The 23,276-nt window shown below is 38.7% G+C and carries 18 protein-coding genes, 1 tRNA gene and 1 pseudogene; 4 read left to right on the forward strand and 16 right to left on the reverse strand.

Annotated features, from left to right (window positions below; genetic code table 11):
- Nucleotides 1–82: 82 nt before the first annotated feature.
- Nucleotides 83–919, reverse strand: a complete 837-nt coding sequence (locus ACFIK2_RS09975; RefSeq protein WP_375632770.1) for a cell envelope integrity EipB family protein — start codon at nt 917–919, stop codon at nt 83–85.
- Nucleotides 920–1,064: 145 nt separating this feature from the next.
- Between ACFIK2_RS09975 and ACFIK2_RS09980 the strand changes: the two genes are divergently transcribed.
- Nucleotides 1,065–1,526 carry a RidA family protein gene (locus tag ACFIK2_RS09980; RefSeq protein ID WP_375607219.1) on the forward strand — a complete coding sequence of 154 codons (462 nt, stop codon included), beginning with the start codon at nt 1,065–1,067 and terminating at the stop codon, nt 1,524–1,526.
- 134 nt (nt 1,527–1,660) lie between these two features.
- On the forward strand, nt 1,661–2,083 hold the full coding sequence (locus tag ACFIK2_RS09985; protein ID WP_375632769.1) for an HIT family protein: 423 nt from the start codon (nt 1,661–1,663) through the stop codon (nt 2,081–2,083).
- On the opposite strand, the gene clpA is transcribed toward ACFIK2_RS09985, so the two are convergent.
- Both clpA and clpS read right to left on the reverse strand, forming a co-directional pair.
- Nucleotides 2,078–4,441 carry an ATP-dependent Clp protease ATP-binding subunit ClpA gene (gene clpA, locus ACFIK2_RS09990; RefSeq protein ID WP_375662574.1) on the reverse strand — a complete coding sequence of 788 codons (2,364 nt, stop codon included), beginning with the start codon at nt 4,439–4,441 and terminating at the stop codon, nt 2,078–2,080. The two genes, ACFIK2_RS09985 and clpA, sit on opposite strands and share 6 nt — an antisense overlap.
- Before the next feature lie 6 nt (nt 4,442–4,447).
- Nucleotides 4,448–4,819: an ATP-dependent Clp protease adapter ClpS gene (clpS, locus tag ACFIK2_RS09995; RefSeq protein ID WP_273790742.1), complete on the reverse strand. Its 372-nt coding sequence runs from the start codon at nt 4,817–4,819 to the stop codon at nt 4,448–4,450.
- A 235-nt stretch (nt 4,820–5,054) separates the two neighbouring features.
- Here clpS and ACFIK2_RS10000 point away from each other — a divergent pair, with 235 nt between their 5' ends.
- On the forward strand, nt 5,055–6,404 hold the full coding sequence (locus ACFIK2_RS10000; RefSeq protein ID WP_375632766.1) for a D-alanyl-D-alanine carboxypeptidase: 1,350 nt from the start codon (nt 5,055–5,057) through the stop codon (nt 6,402–6,404).
- Nucleotides 6,405–6,436: 32 nt separating this feature from the next.
- Nucleotides 6,437–6,715 carry a hypothetical protein gene (locus ACFIK2_RS10005; protein WP_375618379.1) on the forward strand — a complete coding sequence of 93 codons (279 nt, stop codon included), beginning with the start codon at nt 6,437–6,439 and terminating at the stop codon, nt 6,713–6,715.
- Between the two features lie 405 nt (nt 6,716–7,120).
- Here the strand turns inward: ACFIK2_RS10005 and ACFIK2_RS10010 are convergent, their stop codons facing one another.
- The 13 genes and pseudogenes from ACFIK2_RS10010 to ACFIK2_RS10070 all read right to left on the reverse strand — a co-directional run.
- Complete coding sequence (locus ACFIK2_RS10010; protein ID WP_375632764.1) at nt 7,121–8,512, reverse strand: L-serine ammonia-lyase; 1,392 nt, start codon at nt 8,510–8,512, stop codon at nt 7,121–7,123.
- 340 nt (nt 8,513–8,852) lie between these two features.
- Complete coding sequence (locus ACFIK2_RS10015) at nt 8,853–9,542, reverse strand: nitroreductase (protein ID WP_375618388.1); 690 nt, start codon at nt 9,540–9,542, stop codon at nt 8,853–8,855.
- A gap of 205 nt (nt 9,543–9,747) precedes the next feature.
- The gene (locus ACFIK2_RS10020; protein ID WP_375618381.1) at nt 9,748–9,951 is read right to left on the reverse strand and encodes a hypothetical protein; all 204 of its coding nucleotides are present in this window, start codon (nt 9,949–9,951) and stop codon (nt 9,748–9,750) included.
- 716 nt (nt 9,952–10,667) lie between these two features.
- Nucleotides 10,668–14,879, reverse strand: coding sequence for a DNA-directed RNA polymerase subunit beta' (gene rpoC / locus ACFIK2_RS10025; RefSeq protein ID WP_375632761.1), 4,212 nt, complete (start codon nt 14,877–14,879; stop codon nt 10,668–10,670).
- Nucleotides 14,880–15,050: 171 nt separating this feature from the next.
- Nucleotides 15,051–19,199, reverse strand: coding sequence for a DNA-directed RNA polymerase subunit beta (gene rpoB / locus ACFIK2_RS10030; protein WP_375677247.1), 4,149 nt, complete (start codon nt 19,197–19,199; stop codon nt 15,051–15,053).
- A gap of 290 nt (nt 19,200–19,489) precedes the next feature.
- Entirely contained in the window at nt 19,490–19,861 is a 372-nt protein-coding gene (gene rplL, locus ACFIK2_RS10035; RefSeq protein WP_273790654.1) for a 50S ribosomal protein L7/L12, read from the reverse strand.
- Nucleotides 19,862–19,962: 101 nt separating this feature from the next.
- Nucleotides 19,963–20,481: a 50S ribosomal protein L10 gene (gene rplJ, locus ACFIK2_RS10040; RefSeq protein WP_012755027.1), complete on the reverse strand. Its 519-nt coding sequence runs from the start codon at nt 20,479–20,481 to the stop codon at nt 19,963–19,965.
- A 355-nt stretch (nt 20,482–20,836) separates the two neighbouring features.
- The gene (gene rplA / locus ACFIK2_RS10045; RefSeq protein WP_375613460.1) at nt 20,837–21,541 is read right to left on the reverse strand and encodes a 50S ribosomal protein L1; all 705 of its coding nucleotides are present in this window, start codon (nt 21,539–21,541) and stop codon (nt 20,837–20,839) included.
- 4 nt (nt 21,542–21,545) lie between these two features.
- Nucleotides 21,546–21,974, reverse strand: a complete 429-nt coding sequence (rplK, locus tag ACFIK2_RS10050) for a 50S ribosomal protein L11 (protein WP_273723157.1) — start codon at nt 21,972–21,974, stop codon at nt 21,546–21,548.
- Between the two features lie 150 nt (nt 21,975–22,124).
- Nucleotides 22,125–22,655 carry a transcription termination/antitermination protein NusG gene (gene nusG / locus ACFIK2_RS10055; protein ID WP_375632755.1) on the reverse strand — a complete coding sequence of 177 codons (531 nt, stop codon included), beginning with the start codon at nt 22,653–22,655 and terminating at the stop codon, nt 22,125–22,127.
- Between the two features lie 20 nt (nt 22,656–22,675).
- Nucleotides 22,676–22,888, reverse strand: a complete 213-nt coding sequence (gene secE / locus ACFIK2_RS10060) for a preprotein translocase subunit SecE (protein ID WP_273790652.1) — start codon at nt 22,886–22,888, stop codon at nt 22,676–22,678.
- Nucleotides 22,889–23,084: 196 nt separating this feature from the next.
- Nucleotides 23,085–23,160: transfer RNA gene (locus ACFIK2_RS10065), tRNA-Trp, on the reverse strand.
- Between the two features lie 47 nt (nt 23,161–23,207).
- Nucleotides 23,208–23,276, reverse strand: a pseudogene (locus ACFIK2_RS10070) (elongation factor Tu); the annotation flags it as partial.

Below are 23,276 nucleotides of genomic sequence, written 5' to 3' on the forward strand. Positions count from 1 at the left end.
TCATTTGCAAACACCCAGACTCCGCGTGTGGAATAGCGCAAACATACTAATATTTGATTCTTTTTCAAGTTATTTTCTTTAATCATTTAATATTTGCATTTTCACATTGATTAAGATCTTTTCCAAGTTCCAAGAATTCGAGACTGTTCAATTTTGCACGCACTGAAAAAGTTCCATAATCTATATGAAGATCACGCATGACACCATTCTCATGTAAGAGAAAACTGCTACGATAAACCGGCAAACCATCTTTATTTTCTCCATCATCAAAATAAGAAATTGTAACAGGCCAATATTCTTCTTCATCCAATTTTCTTACTTTTTCCGTTTCGCTATCAGATAAAAGCGTCTTCTTTTCCCCTATGACGATACTTTCTTTTATAACTTTATCTGCTTTATTTGTCCCATCAAATACAGTAACATTGTAAAAATGATCTCCTGCTTTTGCATGGCGGATAATATTTTTTAGTTGCATCATTGGAAATTCAGCCATTGCAAGCTTATACTCTTTTTCCTTTGGCTTTTTTAAGGTAACTGTAATACCATCTTGCGTACGCTCCGCAACTCCCTCGGCACGATGCACAACCTCTTCTCCCTCTTGATCTGTAATATTAAAACGAAATGTACGGCTGTCTCCTGTTTCATAACTCGTCGTCTGTTGATCCGTCAAACGTACTGGCATATCTTCAATGTAAACACGGCTAATGAAACGAAAACGTGTGCTATAGCCTTGGCATGCCGAACCAGCAAGCTCGTAAACCATTCGTCCTGACATCGCAGAAATTGTCATTTCATGAGAAACACTATCGAGATGAAAATCATAAATTGCTCGATGAGGCACAATAAAAATGGGCTCTTCAGCTCTCGCAGTACATAAAAAAACAATATATAAAACTATTATAAATAATGATCTAATCATTCCCAACTTCCGAACTTTATCCCCGTTGCATAACATCATACAATAAGGCAAAAAAGGCTAATTTCTCAATTAACCACACATTTTCTTAAATCAAAAAATAGATTATGCAATGAATATATTATAAAGCAGCTATGGAGTTAAAATTATGACCAATATGATTGAAAAAAACTTAGAAAAATTCGGGATCACTCTTCCTGAAGTAATCTCCCCCCTTGCCAATTACATCACCACTTCACAAAGTGGCAATCAACTCTTTATTTCTGGGCAACTTCCTCTTATTAATGGAAAACCAATAGCCATCGGTAAAGTTGGTGCAACTGTGAATACCGAACAAGCCCAAAAAGCATCTGAAGCTTGCGCTCTCAATATTCTCGCGCAACTCAAGGCAACTCTGGGTGACTTAAATAAAATAAAACGTGTGGTCAAAATTACTGTTTTTGTGGCTGTAGATTCTCATTTTACCGATATTCCTTTTGTTGCCAATGGAGCTTCTAATTTATTCGTCAATATCCTTGGTGAAATTGGAAAACACGCCCGTTCTGCTATTGGTGTTGCCTCTCTTCCTATGGATGTTCCTGTAGAAGTTGAAGCCATCATAGAAATCTAAACCTTCATTAAGACAGTGCATTATCCTAAATATAACTGAAGTCAAAATACTTCTTTGTCTTACACTCTGATAAACCTTGCATTTTTTCGTTTTTAAATTAGAATCTTAAACTTACGATAAAAGGAAATATTTGTATGAAACAAGCTTATGACAATAACAATATTTTTGCTAAATTGATTCGCAATGAAATCCCTTCTGTTCGTGTCTACGAAGATGATGATGTTATTGGATTTATGGATATCATGCCACAGGCACAAGGTCATACGCTGGTCATTCCTAAAAAAGGCTCTAGAAACTTACTTGATGCAGATCCTGAAACATTATTTCCTGTTATTAAAGCTGTTCAAAAAATTGCAAATGCTGTCAAAAAAGCCTTTCAAGCAGATGGCATAACTGTCATGCAATTTAATGAAGCAGCTAGTCAACAAACCGTCTATCACCTTCATTTTCATATTATACCACGTATGGAGGGAATAGAGCTTACCCCTCATAATGATATGGTAACGCCTCCAGAAATACTTGAAGAGAATGCAAAAAAAATCCGTGCAGCTTTATAACACACTCTTAAGTTGTTGTGCTTTTTTCCTACACGTTTTTTTTGTAAAGTTTTCCATTTTACTTTTCTTTGAACTTACAGATATATCGGAAGATGAAATTTCTAACTGTAAGCTTTCTTTTTTACCATTTGATTTTTGTGTCAATACGCGAACGGTACCGCCATTGCGTAACTTTCCAAATAAAATTTCATCAGCTAATGGCTTTTTAATATATTCTTGTATAACACGCCCTAATGGGCGTGCTCCCATCTGAGAATCATATCCTTTATTAGAAAGCCATAAAGTTGCAGAAGGGCTTAATTCAAAACAAATTCCCCGATCAGCTAATTGTGCTTCAAGCTGAAAAATAAATTTTTGCACTATCTGATTGATGATTAAATGAGATAAAGGTGCAAACGGAATAATTGCATCTAACCGATTACGAAATTCTGGTGTAAATAACCGATTGATTGCTTCTATATCCTCACCATCACGATGTACTTTCCCAAATCCAATAGCTGATTTTGCCATATCTGAAGCACCAGCATTGGTTGTCATAATCAAAATAACATTGCGGAAATCAATTTTCTTACCATTATGGTCTGTTAATCTACCATAATCCATTACCTGCAATAAAATATTAAATAACTCTGGGTGCGCTTTCTCAATCTCATCTAGCAATAGAACTGCGTGAGGTTTCTGATCAACGGCATCTGTAAGGAGACCTCCTTGATCAAACCCTATATAACCTGGAGGTGCTCCGATTAAACGTGCTATCGTATGCCGTTCCATATATTCTGACATATCAAAACGCAATAATTCAATGCCTAAAGATGATGCAAGCTGTTTTGCAACTTCAGTTTTTCCTACACCTGTTGGTCCTGAAAATAAATAACTTCCTATTGGTTTATCCGGTTCGCGTAAACCTGCTCGCGCCAATTTTATGGATGAAACTAAGACGGAAATTGCCTGATCTTGACCATAAACAACATGTTTGAGTTCTCTTTCAAGCTTACTCAGTATCTTCTGATCATTCCGGGAAACTGTTTTTGGTGGAATTCTTGCAATTGTAGCAACAGTCGCTTCAATTTCTTTAACACCTATACTCTTCTTGCGTTGTTTTTGTGGCAAAAGCTTTTGCGCTGCGCCACTTTCATCAATAATATCAATTGCTTTGTCAGGTAACCTACGGTCAATTATATAACGTGAAGATAATTCTACAGATGCCTTCATCGCCTGATCTGTATATTTAATCTGATGAAAATCTTCAAAGTAAGGCTTCATCCCCTGCAAAATTTTAATCGCATCTGTAACAGAAGGTTCATTAATATCAATCTTCTGAAAACGACGCTCTAAAGCACGATCTTGTTCAAAGAATTTGCGATATTCTCTGTAAGTCGTCGAACCAATACATCGCATAGTTCCAGAAGATAACACAGGTTTCAAAAGATTTGCTGCATCCATATTTCCCCCTAATGTTGCTCCTGCTCCAATTAAGGTATGGATTTCATCAATAAATAAAATAGCATCTGGATACAGCTCAAACTCTTTAATAACTTGCTTTAAGCGTTCTTCAAAATCACCGCGATAACGTGTACCTGCAACAAGTCCCCCCATATCAAGAGAAAATATTGTTGCATTTGATAAAACTTCAGGCACTTGCCCATCAACAATGCGCTTTGCCAATCCCTCAATTATAGCTGTTTTCCCTACTCCAGGATCACCAACCAAAAGCGGATTGTTTTTTGACCTTCGACATAAAATCTGAATCATGCGTGAAATTTCTATTTCACGGCCAATTAATAAATCAATTTTTCCATTACGTGCTTTACAATTGAGATCAACACAATAATTCGTTAAAGCACTTGTTCCTCTTTCACCATTATCCGAAATCTGCTGATCTAATTGCTCTTCAAGTCCTTCAAGTAACATGGATAACCCATCATCACGCGTGACACCCTGTGAAATAAAACGTACAGCATCATAGCGTGTCATTCCCATCTCTTGAAGAAAATATGCTGCATGGCTTTCACGTTCAGAAAAAATTGCAACAAGAACATTTGCCCCCGATACTTCATCTTTTCCAGCTGATTGTGCATGAATCACCGCACGTTGGATAACACGCTGGAAAAAAGCTGTAGGCTTTGTATCCTCATCAGCTCTAATCTGTTCATCTAACTCTGAGCGAAGATAATTGGTTAAGCGCTCTCGCAATTCCTCCACATCTACTTGGCAAGCCTGAATAACGGAATTTGCATCGGCATCATCTAACAGCGCAAGTAGAAGATGCTCTAGTGTTGCATATTCATGCCGTGCTTGAGTAGCAATTGTTAATGCACGATGCAAAACCTCTTCAAGACTAGGTGTAAAAGATGGCATAGCTCCTCACTTCCATTCCATTACACATTGTAACGGATGTTCATTTTGACGCGCACATTCCCTCACTTGTAATATTTTCATTTCAGCGACTTCATAAGTATAAGTCCCACATTCTCCTATCCCATTGTGATGAACATTTAACATTATCCGCGTTGCCTCTTCGAAACTTTTTTTAAAAAAGTTCTTCAAAACGAAAACAACAAAATCCATAGGTGTGTAATCATCATTAAGCAAAAAAACTCGACATAATTTAGGTTTTTCGAGTTTTTCTCTAGCCTTAGGCATTATAACCGCACCATGCCTACCTTCATCCCAATTCTTGCCCTTTTCATTATGCATAATATGAGCTATAGAGTTTATTATGAGCGTCTGTCCCATTATCGTTTTCCATGCAACACATTTTTTATTAATTTTAAATTCTTTCATAACTATTGCAATACCTGTTTGTATTAGAAAAAAATCTCCCTCTATGGTTAGACTTCAATCACTCACTCATAAAATAACTTCTGTAAACAAATTAGTAATACCATTCGCCTAAACTGCATCAACAAATTACAGAAAAGGAAGCTTTATAGAAGTTTTTCAGGATAAATGGAGAAATAGGATACTGCAAGTGTATATTAATTATCAAAAAATTATGCGCTACTGTAAAACAATAGCAATTTCTTTTGTTATGTTAGCTTTTTCTTACTGTTGGGCATCAGCCACACCTCAAGGCGCCTATCCTGATAAGTATGCGGCTATTGTTATAGATGCTACTACGGGAAAAACTCTATTTCAAGCCAATGCAACACTGAAACGTTATCCTGCTTCTTTAACAAAAATGATGACATTGTACTTACTCTTTGAAGCTATGCAGATGCGTCGTGTGACACCAAATACACCAATTCCTGTTTCTCATTATGCAGCAATGCGTCCACCAACAAAAATTGGATTTAAAGCAGGCCAAACAATTTCTGCAGAATCAGCAGCTAAAGCACTCATTACAAGATCCGCAAATGATGTTGCTGCTGCCATTGCAGAATATCTTGGAGGTAGTGAAAAAAAATTCGCTCAAATGATGACAATAAAAGCTCGTAAACTTGGCATGAAACATACACATTTTGCAAATGCTTCAGGACTTCCGGATGTGCACAATTATTCTACAGCACGAGATATAGCGACTTTGTCATTAGCTTTACGTAAACATTTTCCCAAACAATATAAATTGTTCAAAACAAAAAGTTTTAATTTCCGTGGACATAAAATTAACAGCCACAATAAACTTGTTAAAATAATGAAAGGTGTCGATGGAATTAAAACAGGCTACACACAAATGTCAGGTTCTAATTTAGCAACTTCGATGCGTCTTGAGGGGCGCTCTGTTGTCGCTGTTGTTATGGGAGGTAAATCATCTACTGCGCGTGACGAGCATATGGCTAGCCTATTGAAACAATATTTGCCCAAAGCAAGCCAAATGAAAAGTGGTGAACGTTTAATGGCTTCTGTACGCTATCACTTACCGACTGGCGCCAATACTCCTATACCGACCATTAAAGCTGATTCAAGTAATTTTGACGATGAAATTTCGACTATGTTGACAGCATTTGCAGAACAACCTAAAAACTCCAATATCGCAATAACGGCTGTAAATAAGGTAATTATACCAATACCGAATCCTCAAAAAACTATACCGGCTGAGACTCATAAAATTGTAACAGTCTCTTTGTCCGAAAATGCCGGATGGGCTATCCAAATTGGTTCTCTTCCTAGTGAAGAACAAGCAAAAACTCTACTTTTAAAAGCAAAAAATATAGCTTTTTCTATTTTAAAACACGCATCTTCACACATGCAACTGTTTGAAAAAAATGGGCGGCGTTATTACCGAGCGCGCTTTACAGGGTTTCAATCAAAAAAAGCTGCATTTGATGCTTGCTCTACATTAAAGAAAGCAAATTTTAACTGCTATACTGTAGCCTACTAAAAATTTTTGAATTCTGCGTTAAGGATAGTATTATGACAGATAATGCTTTTGCTTCATTCCATAAAAAAGAAATTTTATTGAAGCAATCATCCCTCCTTTCATTGCGTTCTCTTCACGATGCTGCCGCAAAACTTACTGGTTTAAAATATAATTCGACTGCATTAGATACACAATCTCTTGTTCACCTTCTCATTTGCCAAACAATACGCAACCGTCGTCTCATAATGCCTCCTGTACGCATTCATTTACGCGTTGCGAGCCAAACTGGTAATGTGCCTATTAAAATCCGTTTAGGAGCAACAAATATTTAATTTCTCTAAAAAATTATTTTATTATTAACCATTATCTACAGCCTTAGAAAACCCTTTGATAAACATACTTTTTTCTTAAATTGTTGAATTTTTCTGACAGCTTTTCCAACTATCCAATATCTCCAAGCTTTCAATAAAAACATTGTTAAGGACATAAAAATACCCAATATTTTTCCACTTTTGGATTTAATATAAAAAATTATCCTTGATATCTTTCTGGAAAAATGAATAGCTTCATTAGATGAAAGCTTATCATTTGATGGGATTATTGTAAAAGTTCAATAAAGAAAGTCCCTCTTAATAACGCTCCCCATACAACATAAACGCTGAAAAAACATAAGCTTTATCAGAAAATACGATCTCTCTCCCAAAAGTCCAGTTATGGATTGAAAAATGTTCCAGCTCTTAACAAGATATCACATTGACTGCAAGACCACCTTTACTTGTCTCTTTATAGCGTTCACTCATATCATGACCAGTCTGGCGCATTGTTTCTATACAAGCATCAAGAGAAACAAAATGATCTCCATTACCATATAATGCAAGAGAAGAAGCCGTTACCGCCTTAACAGCTCCCATTGCATTACGCTCAATACAAGGAACTTGTACAAGACCTGCAACAGGATCACATGTCATTCCCAAGTGATGTTCAAGCGCAATTTCTGCCGCATTTTCAATTTGAGCTGGTGTTCCACCTAACGCTGCGGTCAACCCTGCTGCGGCCATTGAAGATGCCGTTCCAACTTCACCTTGACACCCAACTTCTGCACCAGAAATAGAGGCATTATGTTTGATAACACCGCCTATAGCTGCTGCCGTTAATAGAAAATTATGTATTCCCTCTCGATCTGAATCATCATTAAATTGAAGATAATAACGCAAAACGGCTGGGACGACACCGGCTGCTCCATTTGTTGGTGCTGTAACAACACGACCACCTGCTGCATTTTCCTCATTGACGGCTATAGCATATACCGAAAGCCAATCATTTGCCCAAAGTGGATAATTGTAATTTTTCTTTTGTTTTTCCAAAAGCGTTTCATGCAGCTTTTTAGCGCGCCTTAGAACACGCAATCCACCAGGCAACTCACCTTCTTGTGAAAGACCTCTATCAATGCAATTTGTCATCGCTGAAAAAATTTCATCAAGCCCTACATCAAGAGAAGAACGCTCTATCTTTGTTTCTTCATTTAAGCGCTTCATTTCAGCAATTGAAAGTCCTGATTTTTCTGCCATTGATAACATTGTACAAGCAGAATCGAATGGATATGGTACCTCAAATGCTTCTGGTTGTATATTATCATTCATATGGCTTAATTCATCCTCAGTCACAACAAAGCCACCACCGATAGAATAATAAATCTGCCGCAACAGAACATTCCCATCAGTATCAAGTCCTTCAAAGGCTAGTCCATTTGTATGTCCAGGGAGGATTTGCTTTCGTTCAAAAATAAGATCACGTTGCACATCAAACTGATAAGCGGGATGACCTACTGGTTGCACTTTTTTTTCACGTATAACTTTTTCTAACAGAAACCCCATGCTATCAGGATCAACAGTAGAAGCTTTTTCTCCTAAAAGTCCTAATATGATAGCTCTATCTGTTGCATGACCAATACCCGTGAAAGCTAAAGAACCATAAAGATAAACACGTATACGAGAAACTTGAACATCAGACGACTGAGAAAAATCTCCTATCTTTTGCAAAAACATATTAGCAGCTGTCATTGGTCCCATCGTATGTGAGCTAGAAGGACCAATCCCAATTTTAAAAAGTTCAAAAACAGATAGAAACACGTATCACCTTAAACTATAGTACAGCTTGAGCATATATGCTTTTTCATAACGTTTCTTCCGTTTAAAATCAAATTGCGAGATAAACTAAAAAAATGACAACAATAAACACGAATGTCGCTCGTCTTGCTACCACCCAACACTTTCTTTCTATAGTGTTTTCCATTAGCCAACCTTTAAAACGGACAATGCCCCTAGAGTCACAACTCCTAATGTTTGAAGCGTAGTAAAATAAGTGTTAATATGCAATATTAAAATTCAATAAGGATGAGAAATCTTATCGGAAATATTTTTCATAATGCACTAAGTTCTTCAAAACGTATGCTTAATTTTATAAAATATTTTATGGATATGTTTCAATGAAACGTACAAATTTTTCTAACGATTCTCGTTCTGTCTCAAAATTGTTTTCTGGAGCACTCATATCGCGATAACCAAGTGCCATACCACAGATAATATGGCGATCAGAAGGAATAGATAAAAGCGTACGAATCTGTTTATGATAATCAGCAAAAGCAGCTTGAGGACAGGTATCTAATCCAAATCCACGTGCAGCTAACATAATGGTCTGCATAAACATACCCAAATCAAGCCAACTCCCCATTTCCATGTCGTGATCCATTGTAAATAAGAGTCCTACAGGTGCATCAAAAAATAAAAAATTTCGCGCCTTTTGATGAAGTACTTTTTCTTCATCATCTTTTTGAATTCCAAGACTCTGATAAAGATCCAAACCAACTTTTCGACGCCTTGAAATATAAGGCTCACGCCACTGACGTGGATAATAACTATATTCACGCTCTCCTTTTACACCTGAAAGCACAAGTTGTGAAAGCTCTTGCCCTACTTTCTGTAATACACTTCCTGTAAGCACAATTACTTGCCATGGCTGAATATTTGTTCCAGATGGTGCACGTGCTGCAAGTTTTAAGATTTCTTTGATTGTTTCCAAACTAACTGGCTGATCAGTAAAAGCGCGAATTGACTTTCGTGACAAAATAGATTGAAAAACACTCATAGGAGAAACTGTCATTGTTTTTACTTTCTTTATGAAAAATAGTTTTTTCTTATCAAGGATAATATACTGCGAAAATACCTTTGCAGCTTTTTCAAACACTCTATTTCTTTAAATGACTTACACATTTCACGCAGTGGTAAATATTCCCCTTAGAGATAGTATAATCTATCTCTTTTAAGAGAAAGAAATTTGTCTAAAAGAAGACAAAATAAATTTATAATCAATGACTAACCCCCAACTCCGCTAAGCTCTCAAAAAAACTCTCTTCAATTCGTTCTAAATCCTGTAGAAGATCATCAACATCATGCTGCATCTGCTTTAAATCAGTTCGTTTTTTATGAATTCCTGCAATTAATTTCTTAAGCTTTTTCTCATCATCAGGTGGTTTTCCAACCATTGTCAACATATCAGATATTTCAGACAACGAAAATTTTACTCTGTTAGCATACAGGATTTGTTTTAACTTATGACGATCCGTTTATGTATAAAGCCGTGTACTTCCACACCGAAAAGGGATAAGAAGTCCCTCTTCTTCATAGCAAAGTTCGAGCTATTATTGAAAACTCACGTGTTAATTTTCCAATTGAATAATATTCGTACATTTTATTATTCTGTCTGCATAGATCACATTGTTATAAGAAATATGTCTATTTTTTATAAAACTTAGTGAGCACCTTAATCTCTACTTTTCTGCATTTTAATTTAGAAGAAAATACATTCATAAACATTGTATAGTAGAAAATCAATTATTTTTAGATTACAGAAAGACTATTGATCTTTCATTATAAATCCTTTTAAATCTCTATAGAAGATATCAATTAAAAATTTTCCTAAAGTTTAAAATCAATCATTATTTGATTTGTAAATAATCAACTCTTTTCCTTGAATATGATTTTTGAGTTTCACATATTTGGGAAAAAACTTTCTATACTGCCTGCAGAAATTAAGAAACTTTAAAATGAAACAACAAGAAAGATAAGCATCATTACAAAACAATAAGCTACTAAAGATGTTTAAAATAACTATCGCCTTATAATTTTTGATATTTTTCAAGAAAATATACAACTTCTGCATTTCGAAATAAAAAACGTCTGAACTTTCTATTCAGACGTTTTTATATTATGTGGTGTTGTATTTAAATTATTCAGCAACGGCCCCGGTTGTCATATTTGTCAACATAGCCTTAGCCACTTCGTTATTACTAGACTTACGCTGCTCATCTACAATCAAATCATCACGAACTGCAGCAATACGACGGATTTGAGAAATTGTACCACCCGTACCTGCTGGAATAAGACGACCGACAATAACGTTCTCTTTAAGTCCTTGCAAAGTATCAATTTTACCAGAAACTGCTGCTTCAGTAAGAACACGTGTTGTTTCCTGAAACGATGCCGCCGAAATGAAAGAAGGCGTTTGAAGAGAAGCTTTTGTAATTCCAAGAAGAATGGGATTACCAGATGCAGGTTTCTTCCCTTCTGCAATCAAATTATCATTGATTTCATCAAGTTCAATACGATCAACATTATCACCTGGAATATAACCAGAATCTCCAGATTCTGTAATTTCAACTTTTTGCAACATTTGACGAACAATCACTTCAATGTGCTTATCATTAATAAGAACTCCCTGCAAACGATAAACCTCCTGAATCTCATTAACAAGATAAGATGCCAAAGCTTCAACCCCCTTAATCGCCAAGATGTCATGAGGTGCTGGATTACCATCAAGGATATAATCTCCCTTTTCAATTTGATCGCCTTCTTGGAAATGGAACAACTTACCTTTTGGAATCAAGTATTCTACTGCCTCAAGAGTTTCATCATTTGGTTCAATAATGATACGACGTTTATTCTTATAACCACGGCCGAATCGAATCGTGCCACTAACTTCAGCAATAATCGCATGATCCTTTGGACGACGCGCTTCAAAAAGCTCAGCCACACGAGGAAGACCACCCGTAATATCTTTCGTCTTGGCACTTTCCATTGGCAAACGAGCAATAACATCACCAGCCTTAACATGAGCACCAAGCTCAACAGAAAGAATAGTTTCCACTGACATCATATAACGGGCTTCACCTCCCTTATACAATTTAGCAATGGATTCACCTTCTTTATCCGTGTGAATAATAATAGCTGGTTTAAGATCCGCACCACGTGGATTAGCGCGCCAATCAATCACCAAACGCTTCGTAATACCCGTAGATTCATCAGCTGTTTCAGTGACAGATAAACCATCAATCATATCTTCAAAACCCACATAGCCTTCAACTTCCGTTAAAATTGGACGTGTATAAGGATCCCATTCTGCTATACGTTGGCCACGTTTAACCACATCACCATCATCAACAAAAATATGAGCACCATAGCTAACACGATGTACAACGCGCTCTTTTCCTAACTCATCCTTGATAAGGATAGCCATATTACGCCCCATAACAACCAAATGGCCTTCAGAGTTACGAACCACATTACGATTACGAATCTCCACCTTACCTTCATAAGATGCCTCTAAATACGATGAATCAACAACCTGCGCAGTTCCTCCTAAGTGGAAAGTACGCATAGTAAGCTGTGTTCCCGGCTCACCAATGGATTGAGCAGCAATAACACCAACGGCTTCTCCCTGATTAACAGGTGTTCCACGCGCCAAATCACGACCATAGCATTTTGCACAAACACCAAGACGTGTTTCACATGTTAATGCAGAACGAATTTGAACAGATTGAATTCCAGCTGCTTCAATCTTCGCGACATCAGCTTCCTCAATCATTGCTCCACCTTCAAGGATAACCTCTCCAGAGACAGGATGTAGAATATCAACAAGCGCTGTACGACCAAGAATTCTTTGCCCAAGGGAGGCAACAATTTGTCCTGCATCAACAATCGGCTGCATGGTAAGCCCTTTTGCGGTACCACAATCAACTGCTGAAATAATAGCATCCTGTGCAACATCAACAAGACGCCGTGTTAAATAACCAGAGTTCGCCGTCTTTAACGCAGTATCAGCAAGTCCTTTACGTGCACCATGCGTGGAATTGAAGTATTCATTAACAGTTAGACCTTCTTTAAAATTGGAAATAATGGGTGTTTCAATAATTTCACCCGATGGTTTTGCCATTAATCCACGCATACCGGCCAATTGTCTCATCTGGTTAGCAGAACCACGAGCACCAGAGTGCGACATCATATAGATAGAGTTCATCGGCCGTTGACGACCTGTTTTAGGATCAAAATCGACGGCTTGAATACGTTTCATCATTTCATCTGCAACGCGATCTGTACATTTACCCCAAGCATCTACAACCTTATTGTATTTTTCACCTTGTGTAATCAAACCATCATTATATTGCTGTTCGTACTCCTTAGCCAAAGCTTCTGTTTCTGCGACTAAACGCGACTTACTATCAGGAATAACCATATCGTCCTTACCGAATGAAATTCCTGCACGACAAGCATAAGAAAAGCCAAGCTGCATAATACGGTCACAAAAAATAACCGTCTCTTTTTGTCCACAGTGCCGATAAACATGATCAATCATTTTAGAAATGTTCTTTTTCGTCATCTCTTGATTGACAATATCAAATGAGATATCCGCACTTCTTGGCAAAAGCTCACCGATAATCAAACGACCAGGTGTCGTATCATAAAGTTTAGAGACTTCTTTTCCATCCTTCCCCATATTCTTAACACGGCCTTTAATCTTCGTATGAAGCGTTATAACCTTATTTTCCAAGGCATAATGAAGCTCACCTATATCAGAAAAGGCCATTCCTTCACCTGGTTCTTTTTCAGAAACAATTGAAAGATAATAAAGACCAAGAACCATATCCTGTGAGGGAACAATAATGGGAGCACCATTGGCCGGATGAAGAATATTATTGGTGGACATCATCAAAACACGGGCTTCAAGCTGTGCTTCAAGAGAAAGCGGCACGTGAACCGCCATCTGATCACCATCAAAATCTGCATTAAAAGCAGTACACACCAGTGGATGAAGTTGAATAGCTTTGCCTTCAATTAAGATAGGTTCAAAAGCCTGAATCCCCAAACGGTGCAATGTTGGCGCACGGTTGAGTAAAACAGGGTGTTCACGAATAACCTCATCCAAGATATCCCAAACTTCTGGATGTTCTTTTTCAACAAGCTTCTTTGCCTGCTTTACCGTTGATGAATAGCCTTTTGCATCAAGCCGCGCATAAATAAAAGGCTTAAATAATTCAAGAGCCATTTTTTTGGGAAGACCACATTGATGCAATTTTAATTCAGGACCCGTCACGATAACAGAACGCCCCGAGTAATCAACACGCTTCCCAAGTAAGTTCTGACGAAAACGTCCTTGCTTGCCCTTCAACATATCTGATAAAGACTTAAGAGGACGTTTATTGGCTCCAGTAATCACACGCCCACGCCGTCCATTATCAAACAATGCATCAACAGCTTCTTGTACCATACGCTTTTCATTGCGTACGATAATTCCAGGAGCACGCAATTCAATCAGCCGTTTCAAGCGGTTATTACGATTAATAACACGCCGATAAAGATCATTCAGATCTGATGTCGCAAAACGCCCACCATCAAGCGGAACCAATGGACGCAAATCCGGTGGAATAACCGGAATTGTTTTCATAATCATCCACTCTGGCTTATTTCCAGATTCAAGAAAATTTTCAACGATTTTAAGTCGTTTAATCAATTTTTTCTGCTTTAACTCTGAAGTTGTTTCAGCTAATTCAAGACGCAAATCATTAGCGATTTTATCTAACTCCATACTAGCTAAAAGCTCGTAAATAGCTTCAGCGCCAATCATAGCTGTAAACTGATCTTCTCCAAATTCATCAATAGCAAGCATATATTCTTCTTCAGAAAGAAGCTGATGGAGCTTAAGAGACGTCAATCCTGGTTCGGTTACAATATAATTCTCAAAATAAAGAACCCGTTCAATATCTTTTAAAGTTAAATCTAAAAGTGTAGAAATACGACCTGGTAATGATTTAAGAAACCATATATGCGCAACGGGTGCCGCAAGTTCAATATGCCCCATACGCTCACGACGTACGCGGGAAAGAGTAACCTCTACACCACATTTTTCACAAATAATACCCTTATACTTCATGCGTTTATATTTGCCACATAGACATTCATAGTCCTTAATAGGGCCAAATATACGTGCACAAAAAAGACCATCACGCTCTGGTTTAAAAGTCCGATAATTAATCGTCTCAGGCTTCTTAATCTCACCATACGACCAGGACAAAATTTTCTCAGGACTCGCAATAGAAATACGAATAGAGTCAAATGTCTGCGCTGGCGCTTGAGGATTGAAAAGATTCATGACCTCGTGGTTCATGCTGTTCTCCTTCAAAGATTCTTAGAACCTGTTGTAATATCTCATCTATTTTATAACAGATCTTCTTTAAAAGACATTTACTTTTAAAAATGACCTGTATAGCCTTAATAAGGTTATTGAGCCTCTTAAAGTAATAAGAGCGCACCTTTTTCTAGTGCGCTCCTTGAATTATTATTCTGCCGTATCAGACAATGCCCGCTGTGCAATAAGTTCACGCGCATCATCAAGCTCCACATTAAGAGCAAGTGAGCGCATTTCTTTTACCAACACATTAAAGCTTTCGGGTATACCTGCCTCAAATGTATCATCACCACGCACAATTGCCTCATAGACTTTTGTTCGACCAGCCACATCATCTGATTTTACTGTTAGCATCTCCTGCAAAGTGTATGCAGCACCATAAGCTTCAAGTGCCCAAACCTCCATTTCACCAAAACGCTGACCACCAAATTGTGCCTTACCTCCTAATGGCTGCTGCGTAACAAGTGAATAGGGACCAATAGAACGTGCATGAATCTTATCATCAACAAGGTGATGCAATTTCAACATGTAAATATATCCCACCGTTACTGGACGATCAAAAGGCTCCCCAGTACGACCATCATAAAGCGTAACCTGCCCTGAACTATCTAAGCCTGCGTCTTCCAGCATCATGTTAATATCAGACTCATGTGCTCCATCAAAAACAGGCGTTGCAATTGAAACCCCTTTCTTCATCTGCAATGCCAATTTGTAAAGGCTTTCATTATCATACTGACGAACTGGTTCATTATGATTATCATCAGGCATAAGATTTTCAATACGCTGACGCAACGGCAATATATCCCCAGTCTCTTGATATAACTCTAACAAAGCACCAATCTTCTTGCCCATCCCCGCACATGCCCAACCAAGATGCGTTTCAAGAATTTGTCCAACATTCATACGACTAGGCACACCAAGCGGATTCAAGACGATATCAGCATGGGTCCCATCTTCAAGAAATGGCATATCTTCTACGGGAAGAATACGTGAAACAACACCCTTATTCCCGTGACGTCCCGCCATCTTGTCACCTGGTTGGATTTTGCGCTTCACAGCCACAAAAACCTTCACCATTTTCATGACACCAGGAGGCATTTCATCACCTCTTTGGACCTTTTCAACCTTATCCATAAAGCGACGTTGTAATGCTTCTTTTGATTCATCATATTGCTTGCGCAAAGCTTCAATTTCATTTTGAAGCTTTTCATCCTCAACAGCAAATTGCCACCACTGGGATCGTGGATAATGCCCCATTACTGTACTATCAAGCTTTTTGCTGCCCGAAAAGCCTTTCGGACCTTCTACAGCAACTTTACCTGTCAACATATCGGTGAGGCGCGCATAAACATTGCGATCAAGAATAGACTGTTCATCATCACGGTCTTTTGCTAAACGCTCAATTTCTTCACGCTCAATTGCCATCGCACGTTCATCTTTTTCCACGCCATGGCGATTAAAAACGCGAACTTCAACAACAGTACCAAAAGTCCCAGGAGGCATACGCATAGAAGTATCACGAACATCGGATGCCTTTTCCCCAAAAATTGCACGCAGAAGCTTTTCTTCCGGCGTCATGGGACTTTCACCTTTCGGGGTAATCTTTCCAACTAAAATATCACCTGGTTGAACTTCAGCACCAATATAAATAATGCCAGCTTCATCAAGATTTCTTAACGCTTCTTCCGCAACATTAGGAATGTCGCGCGTAATTTCCTCAGGTCCAAGTTTTGTATCGCGTGCCGCAACTTCAAATTCCTCAATATGAATTGAAGTAAACACATCATCAGCAACAATGCGCTCGGATAACAAAATAGAATCTTCATAATTGTATCCATTCCAAGGCATAAAGGCTACGAGAACATTCCGCCCAAGAGCCAAATCACCAAGATCCGTGGATGGACCATCTGCAATGATATCACCTTTCTCTACCCTATCACCGACATGTACAAGAGGACGCTGATTAATACAAGTGGACTGATTAGAACGCTGAAATTTCTGTAAGCGGTAAATATCAACGCCTGATTTTGAAGGATCTAAATCTTCTGTTGCACGGATAACAATACGGGTAGCATCGACTTGATCAACAACACCACTACGTTTTGCACTTACAGCAGCTCCTGAATCGCGCGCAACAATAGATTCCATTCCCGTCCCAACAAATGGCGCTTCAGCGCGTACAAGAGGAACTGCTTGACGCTGCATGTTCGATCCCATAAGCGCACGATTCGCATCATCATTTTCCAAAAAAGGAATAAGCGCTGCTGCAACTGAAACCAACTGTTTTGGTGAAACATCCATCAAATCAACATGATCACGCGGCGCCATTAAAACTTCACCAGCATGACGGCAAACAACAAACTCTTCTATAAAACGACCTTCGTTATCTAATGAAGAATTAGCCTGAGCGACATAATGCTTTGCTTCTTCCATCGCTGAAAGATAAATAACTTCTTTTGTGACTTTCCCATCAATAATTTTTCGATATGGGCTTTCAATAAAGCCATATTTGTTAACTCGCGCAAATGTTGCTAAGGAGTTAATCAGACCAATATTGGGGCCTTCTGGTGTTTCAATCGGACAAATACGACCATAATGCGTAGGATGTACGTCACGGACTTCAAAACCCGCACGTTCACGAGTCAAACCACCTGGACCAAGAGCAGAAAGACGGCGCTTATGGGTAATTTCTGACAATGGATTGGTTTGATCCATAAACTGCGACAATTGTGAAGACCCAAAAAATTCACGGACCGCTGCTGCCGCAGGCTTTGCATTGATTAAATCCTGTGGCATAACTGTATCAATTTCAACCGATGACATACGCTCTTTTATCGCACGCTCCATACGAAGAAGACCAATGCGATATTGATTTTCCATCAACTCCCCAACGGAACGAACGCGACGGTTGCCAAGATTATCAATATCATCAATTTCACCACGTCCATCACGCAATTCAACCAACATCTTAACAACAGCAAGAATATCCTCTTGGCGTAAAATACGAACTGTGTCTGGACAATCAAGATCCATACGTAAATTCATCTTAACACGCCCGACAGCTGAAAGATCATAACGCTCTGGATCAAAAAACAATGAATGGAACATTGCTTCTGCTGTATCGATTGTTGGAGGTTCACCTGGACGCATCACCCGGTAAATATCAAATAACGCATCCTGCCGACTTTCATTTTTATCCACCTTCAAAGTATTGCGGATGTAAGCGCCAATATTCATGTGATCAATATCAAGAATATTGACTTGATCAGCACTAACATCGAGCAGAATTTTTAATACTTTTTCGTCAATTTCATCACCAGCTTCAAGGTAGATTTCACCTGTTTCGTAATTGACGATATCTTCGGCTAGATAACAACCTAATAAATCATCTTCACTAACTTTAACCGCTTTAAGTCCTTTTTCTACCAAAGACTTCGCAGTACGAACTGTTAATTTTTTACCAGCCTCCGCAAAGACTTCACCACTATCTGCATCTATAAGGTCAGAAATGAGCTTCATTCCTTTAAAGCGATCCACAGAATAAGGAACTCGCCATCCTTCTCCATCACGCTCATAAGTCACTTTATCATAAAACGTCGATAAAATATCCGACGCATCCATACCTAATGCCATCAAAAGACTAGTAACAGGAATCTTGCGCCGTCGATCAATACGCGCATAAATGATGTCCTTAGCATCAAACTCAATATCAAGCCAAGAACCTCGATACGGAATAACACGAGCAGCAAAAAGAAGCTTTCCTGATGAATGGGACTTTCCTTTATCATGGTCAAAAAAGACACCAGGAGAACGATGCATCTGAGAAACAATAACACGCTCCGTACCATTAACAATAAAGGTACCATTCGTCGTCATTAAAGGCATATCACCCATATAAACGCCTTGCTCTTTAATGTCTTTGATATCTTTGGAGCCAGTATCCTCATCAACATCAAAAACAATCAAACGCAATATGACCTTTAATGGGGCAGCATAAGTTAAATCACGTTGACGGCACTCTTCAACATCAAATTTTGGTAAATCAAATTCATAACCTACAAACTCAAGCATAGCTGTACCGGAAAAATCTGAAATAGGAAAAACCGATTTAAAAACAGCTTGCAAACCTTCATCTGGTCGTCCACCTTTCGGTTCCTCAACCATGAGAAATTGATCGTATGAGGCTTTTTGAACCTCAATAAGATTCGGCATTTCTGCTACTTCAGGAATCTTACCAAAAAATTTCCGTACGCGCTTACGACCATTGAATTGAGACATCATTGCGTGAGTCTGAGCCATCGTCGCTCCTTGATCTTTACTCTTCAAGGTAGACCAACCTTGAAAGCCTTATACCATTAACCTGCATATGCAGACCAGTTCACTTGACACTCAATAATGAGCATCATTAACTTTCCCCACCAACATAAGCCATTTATCTCTTTGACTCTATGATGAAGGGGTAAGTAATCCAAACCTATCCCATTCCTGTTACGAAACCATTGGGAAAAGGTTTTTTACTCATTATTTTCCCTCTTTGTATTAAGAGAAAGAAAATCGGCGAACATAAATGCCCGCCGATAAAATTAAATTTACTTAAGTTCCACCTTAGCACCGGCAGCTTCAAGTTGAGATTTAATTTTTTCTGCTTCTTCTTTAGAAGCAGCCTCTTTAATAGGCTTAGGTGCACCTTCAACCAGATCTTTAGCTTCTTTAAGACCAAGTCCAGTAAGAGCACGAACTTCCTTAATAACATTAATTTTTTGTGCGCCACCTTCAACAAGAATAACATCAAATTCTGTTTTTTCTTCAGCAGCTGGAGCAGCAGCACCAGCAACAGCAGCGACAGCTACAGGAGCAGCAGCCGAAACTCCCCACTTTTCTTCAAGTAACTTAGAAAGCTCAGCGGCTTCCAAAAGGGTTAGATTAGAAAGGTCTTCTACGATCTTCTCTAGATCAGCCATTTTTAAATTCCTTCAATTAAAAGATTTTAACCATTATTAAATCTTATTCAAAAAAACAGAAAAGCATTAAAGCTCTTCCATAAACGTGAATACAAACAGCCTTAAGCCGCCTTATCCTCCTGAGCATATGCTCCAATGACACGTGCAACCTGACCAGCAGGGGCATTAACAACCTGTGCAATACGGGTCGCAGGGGTAGAAATCATACCCACAAGTTTTGCACGCAACTCGTTTAATGAAGGCAATGAAGCCAATGACTTCACAGCATCTACAGTTAAACTTGTTGCACCCATTGAACCGCCAAGTATGACAAATTTGTCATTGCTTTTCGCAAAATCAACAGCAACTTTCGGTGCTGTGATTGGATCTTCTGAATAAGCAATAAGTGTTTGTCCAGTAAACAAACCCACTATCGATTCAGATTCCGTGCCCTGAAGAGCGATTTTAGCAAGACGGTTTTTGGCGACCTTAACGGCACCGCCAGCTTCACCCATTTTCGAACGCAAATCATTCATCTGTGAAACTGTCAGACCGGAATAATGTGCAACAACAACAGAACCAGACTTCCGAAAAGCCTCGTTAAGCCATGTAACAAATTCGCGTTTTTCCGCTCTATTCACTGTCTCTCTCCATTTAACAGATTTGCTTAAAACAAACCTGTTGGTTACCTTTGATAACATAAAACACTTCATGTCACCGATGAGGATCCTGTCCCCTTTTTCACGCACAGCGTTCAAAGGCAACCTTGGCTCAAACCCTTTAAGTCTTTTAACTCTCAGTTTTTACCCCAGTCTCATGCAGGTTTTTTTTGATTAAGATACTTAAAAGCATCACCTACAATCTCGGACAGGATATTCCGGAATTTCTCCCGGTACAACCTAAGCCCTATAAAGCTTAGATAGCGAGCTGATCAAAATCAGCATTTTAAATACAATTTTGATATTCCCATACCCCAAAACAAAATTATAAATCAGCTTATACTAGCTCTGAACGAACCGTTGCTGGATCAACTTTAACACCAATTCCCATAGTCGACGAAACAGCAACGCGCTTAATATACTCACCTTTTGCACCTTGTGGTTTGGCTTTAATAACTGCACTTGCAAAGGCTTTTATATTTTCTACGATTTTTTCAACACCAAAAGAAGCCTTACCAATACCAGCATGCACAATACCAGCTTTTTCCACACGAAACTCAACAGCACCACCTTTAGAAGCTTTGACAGCACCGGCGACATCAAGTGTTACAGTACCAACTTTCGGATTCGGCATCAAACTCCGTGGACCAAGAATCTTACCAAGACGACCAACAAGAGGCATCATGTCTGGCGTTGCAATACAACGATCAAAATCTATAGTCCCTCTATTAACGCTTTCAAATAAATCTTCGGCACCCACAATATCAGCTCCTGCCGCCTTAGCTTCCTCAGCCTTATCCCCACGAGCAAAAACGGCAACACGAATATTTCTCCCTGTTCCATTAGGCAAATGAGCAACGCCTCGAACCATTTGATCAGCATGACGAGGATCAACACCCAAGTTCATTGAAATTTCGATTGTTTCATCAAACTTAGCAACAGCACGCTCCTTAACCATTGAAACGGCATCTTTTAAAGCGTAAAGTTCATTAAAATCAATATCTTTTCGGATATTTTTTATTCTTTTTGCTACTTTTGCCATAATATTAGCCCACCACTTCCAAGCCCATCGAGCGAGCAGAACCTTCAACCATACGCATTGCTGCCTCAATGTCATTCGCATTAAGATCTTTCATCTTTGATTCCGCAATCGAACGAATTTTATCGCGAGAAATGCTTCCTACAGACACTTTACCAGGCTCTTTTGAGCCAGATTTCAGGTTTGCTTCCTTCTTTAAAAAGAATGATACAGGAGGCGTCTTGAGAGAAAATGTGAAAGATTTATCTTGGTAATACGTAATAACAACTGGAATCGGTGCCCCCTTTTCCATTTCTTGTGTCGCTGCATTAAACGCCTTACAAAATTCCATGATATTAATACCACGCTGCCCAAGAGCTGGACCAATCGGTGGAGATGGAGTAGCAGCTCCTGCAGGGACCTGCAACTTAAGCTGACCTATACTTTTTTTTGCCATAACAATCTGCCTTTAATTTTACTGGTATACTGACAATTCATCTTGCCCGTTACCCGCTTGCAGTCACGTGGTTCGGATCATTAAGCCGACAAAAGCTATAAATCACCTCCCACTCCTTCCTTAAAGTAATTAAAACTACTCTAAGTTTAATCAGAGTTTTTCAACCTGACTAAATTCCAAATCAACAGGCGTAGGACGCCCAAAAATAAGCACTTCAACCTTAAGACGAGAGCGCTCTTCTTCAACCTCTTGAACAATTCCATTAAACGAAACAAAAGGACCATCAGCAACGCGAACTTGCTCTCCAACCTCAAACAATACAGAAGACTTTGGAGACTCAACCCTTTCCTGAACTTGTTTGAGAATTTGCTCAACCTCTCGATCAGAAATGGGAACAGGACGCGCATCTGATCCTAAAAAACCTGTCACTTTAGGCGTATTCTTAATAAGATGATAAACTTCATCTGTTAACTCAGCACGAACAAGAACATAACCAGGAAAAAATTTTCGCTCAGTATCAACTTTGCGTCCACGACGAACCTCTACAACACGCTCTGTTGGAACAAAAATCTTTTCAAAAAGATGATCAAGTCCCTTTTGCTTTGCCTCCTTATCAATAGCTTCCGCTACTTTCTTTTCAAAGTTTGAATATGCCTGAACAATATACCAACGAGCTGCCACAGTCACACTTCCTTACATTCTCAACTAAAAAGATATTTCAGAAGATCAATAACCCGCCAAACACCAAAATGCATAACCTGATCCACAATAAAAAAGAAAGCTGAAGCCAATGCAGTTACCAACAAAACCATAATAGTAGAAATAACCGTCTCACGACGTGTAGGCCATTTCACTTTAATTGTTTCTGCATAAACCTGCTTCAAAAAGGTAATCGGATTGGTTTTAGATGCCATCGTCACACTATACTCTCTCTAGTCCTATTGTGTTTTATAGAATAAAATAAACAGGAAAAAAATGCAAAAGCCAACTTTCAGACTTATGCAATTTCCTTACTTTCTATTCAATACCGTTTCACACACAAAAAAACAAGCCCCATATCAAAAAAAGCGAAAAAGGCAGCAAAATCCACTCCCTTATATGTACCCCCTTTGGCAGGGGCAGCAGGACTTGAACCCGCGACCTGCGGTTTTGGAGACCGCCGCTCTACCAACTGAGCTATACCCCTAACTCTCAAAACTAAAACACTTTTAACACCCCTTTAACAAGCATTATTTATTCAATGATCTTAGAGACGATACCGGCACCAACAGTACGACCACCTTCACGAATAGCAAAACGAAG

Source organism: Bartonella sp. AP88XZML (assembly GCF_042195565.1).
Taxonomy (GTDB): Bacteria; Pseudomonadota; Alphaproteobacteria; order Rhizobiales; family Rhizobiaceae; genus Bartonella.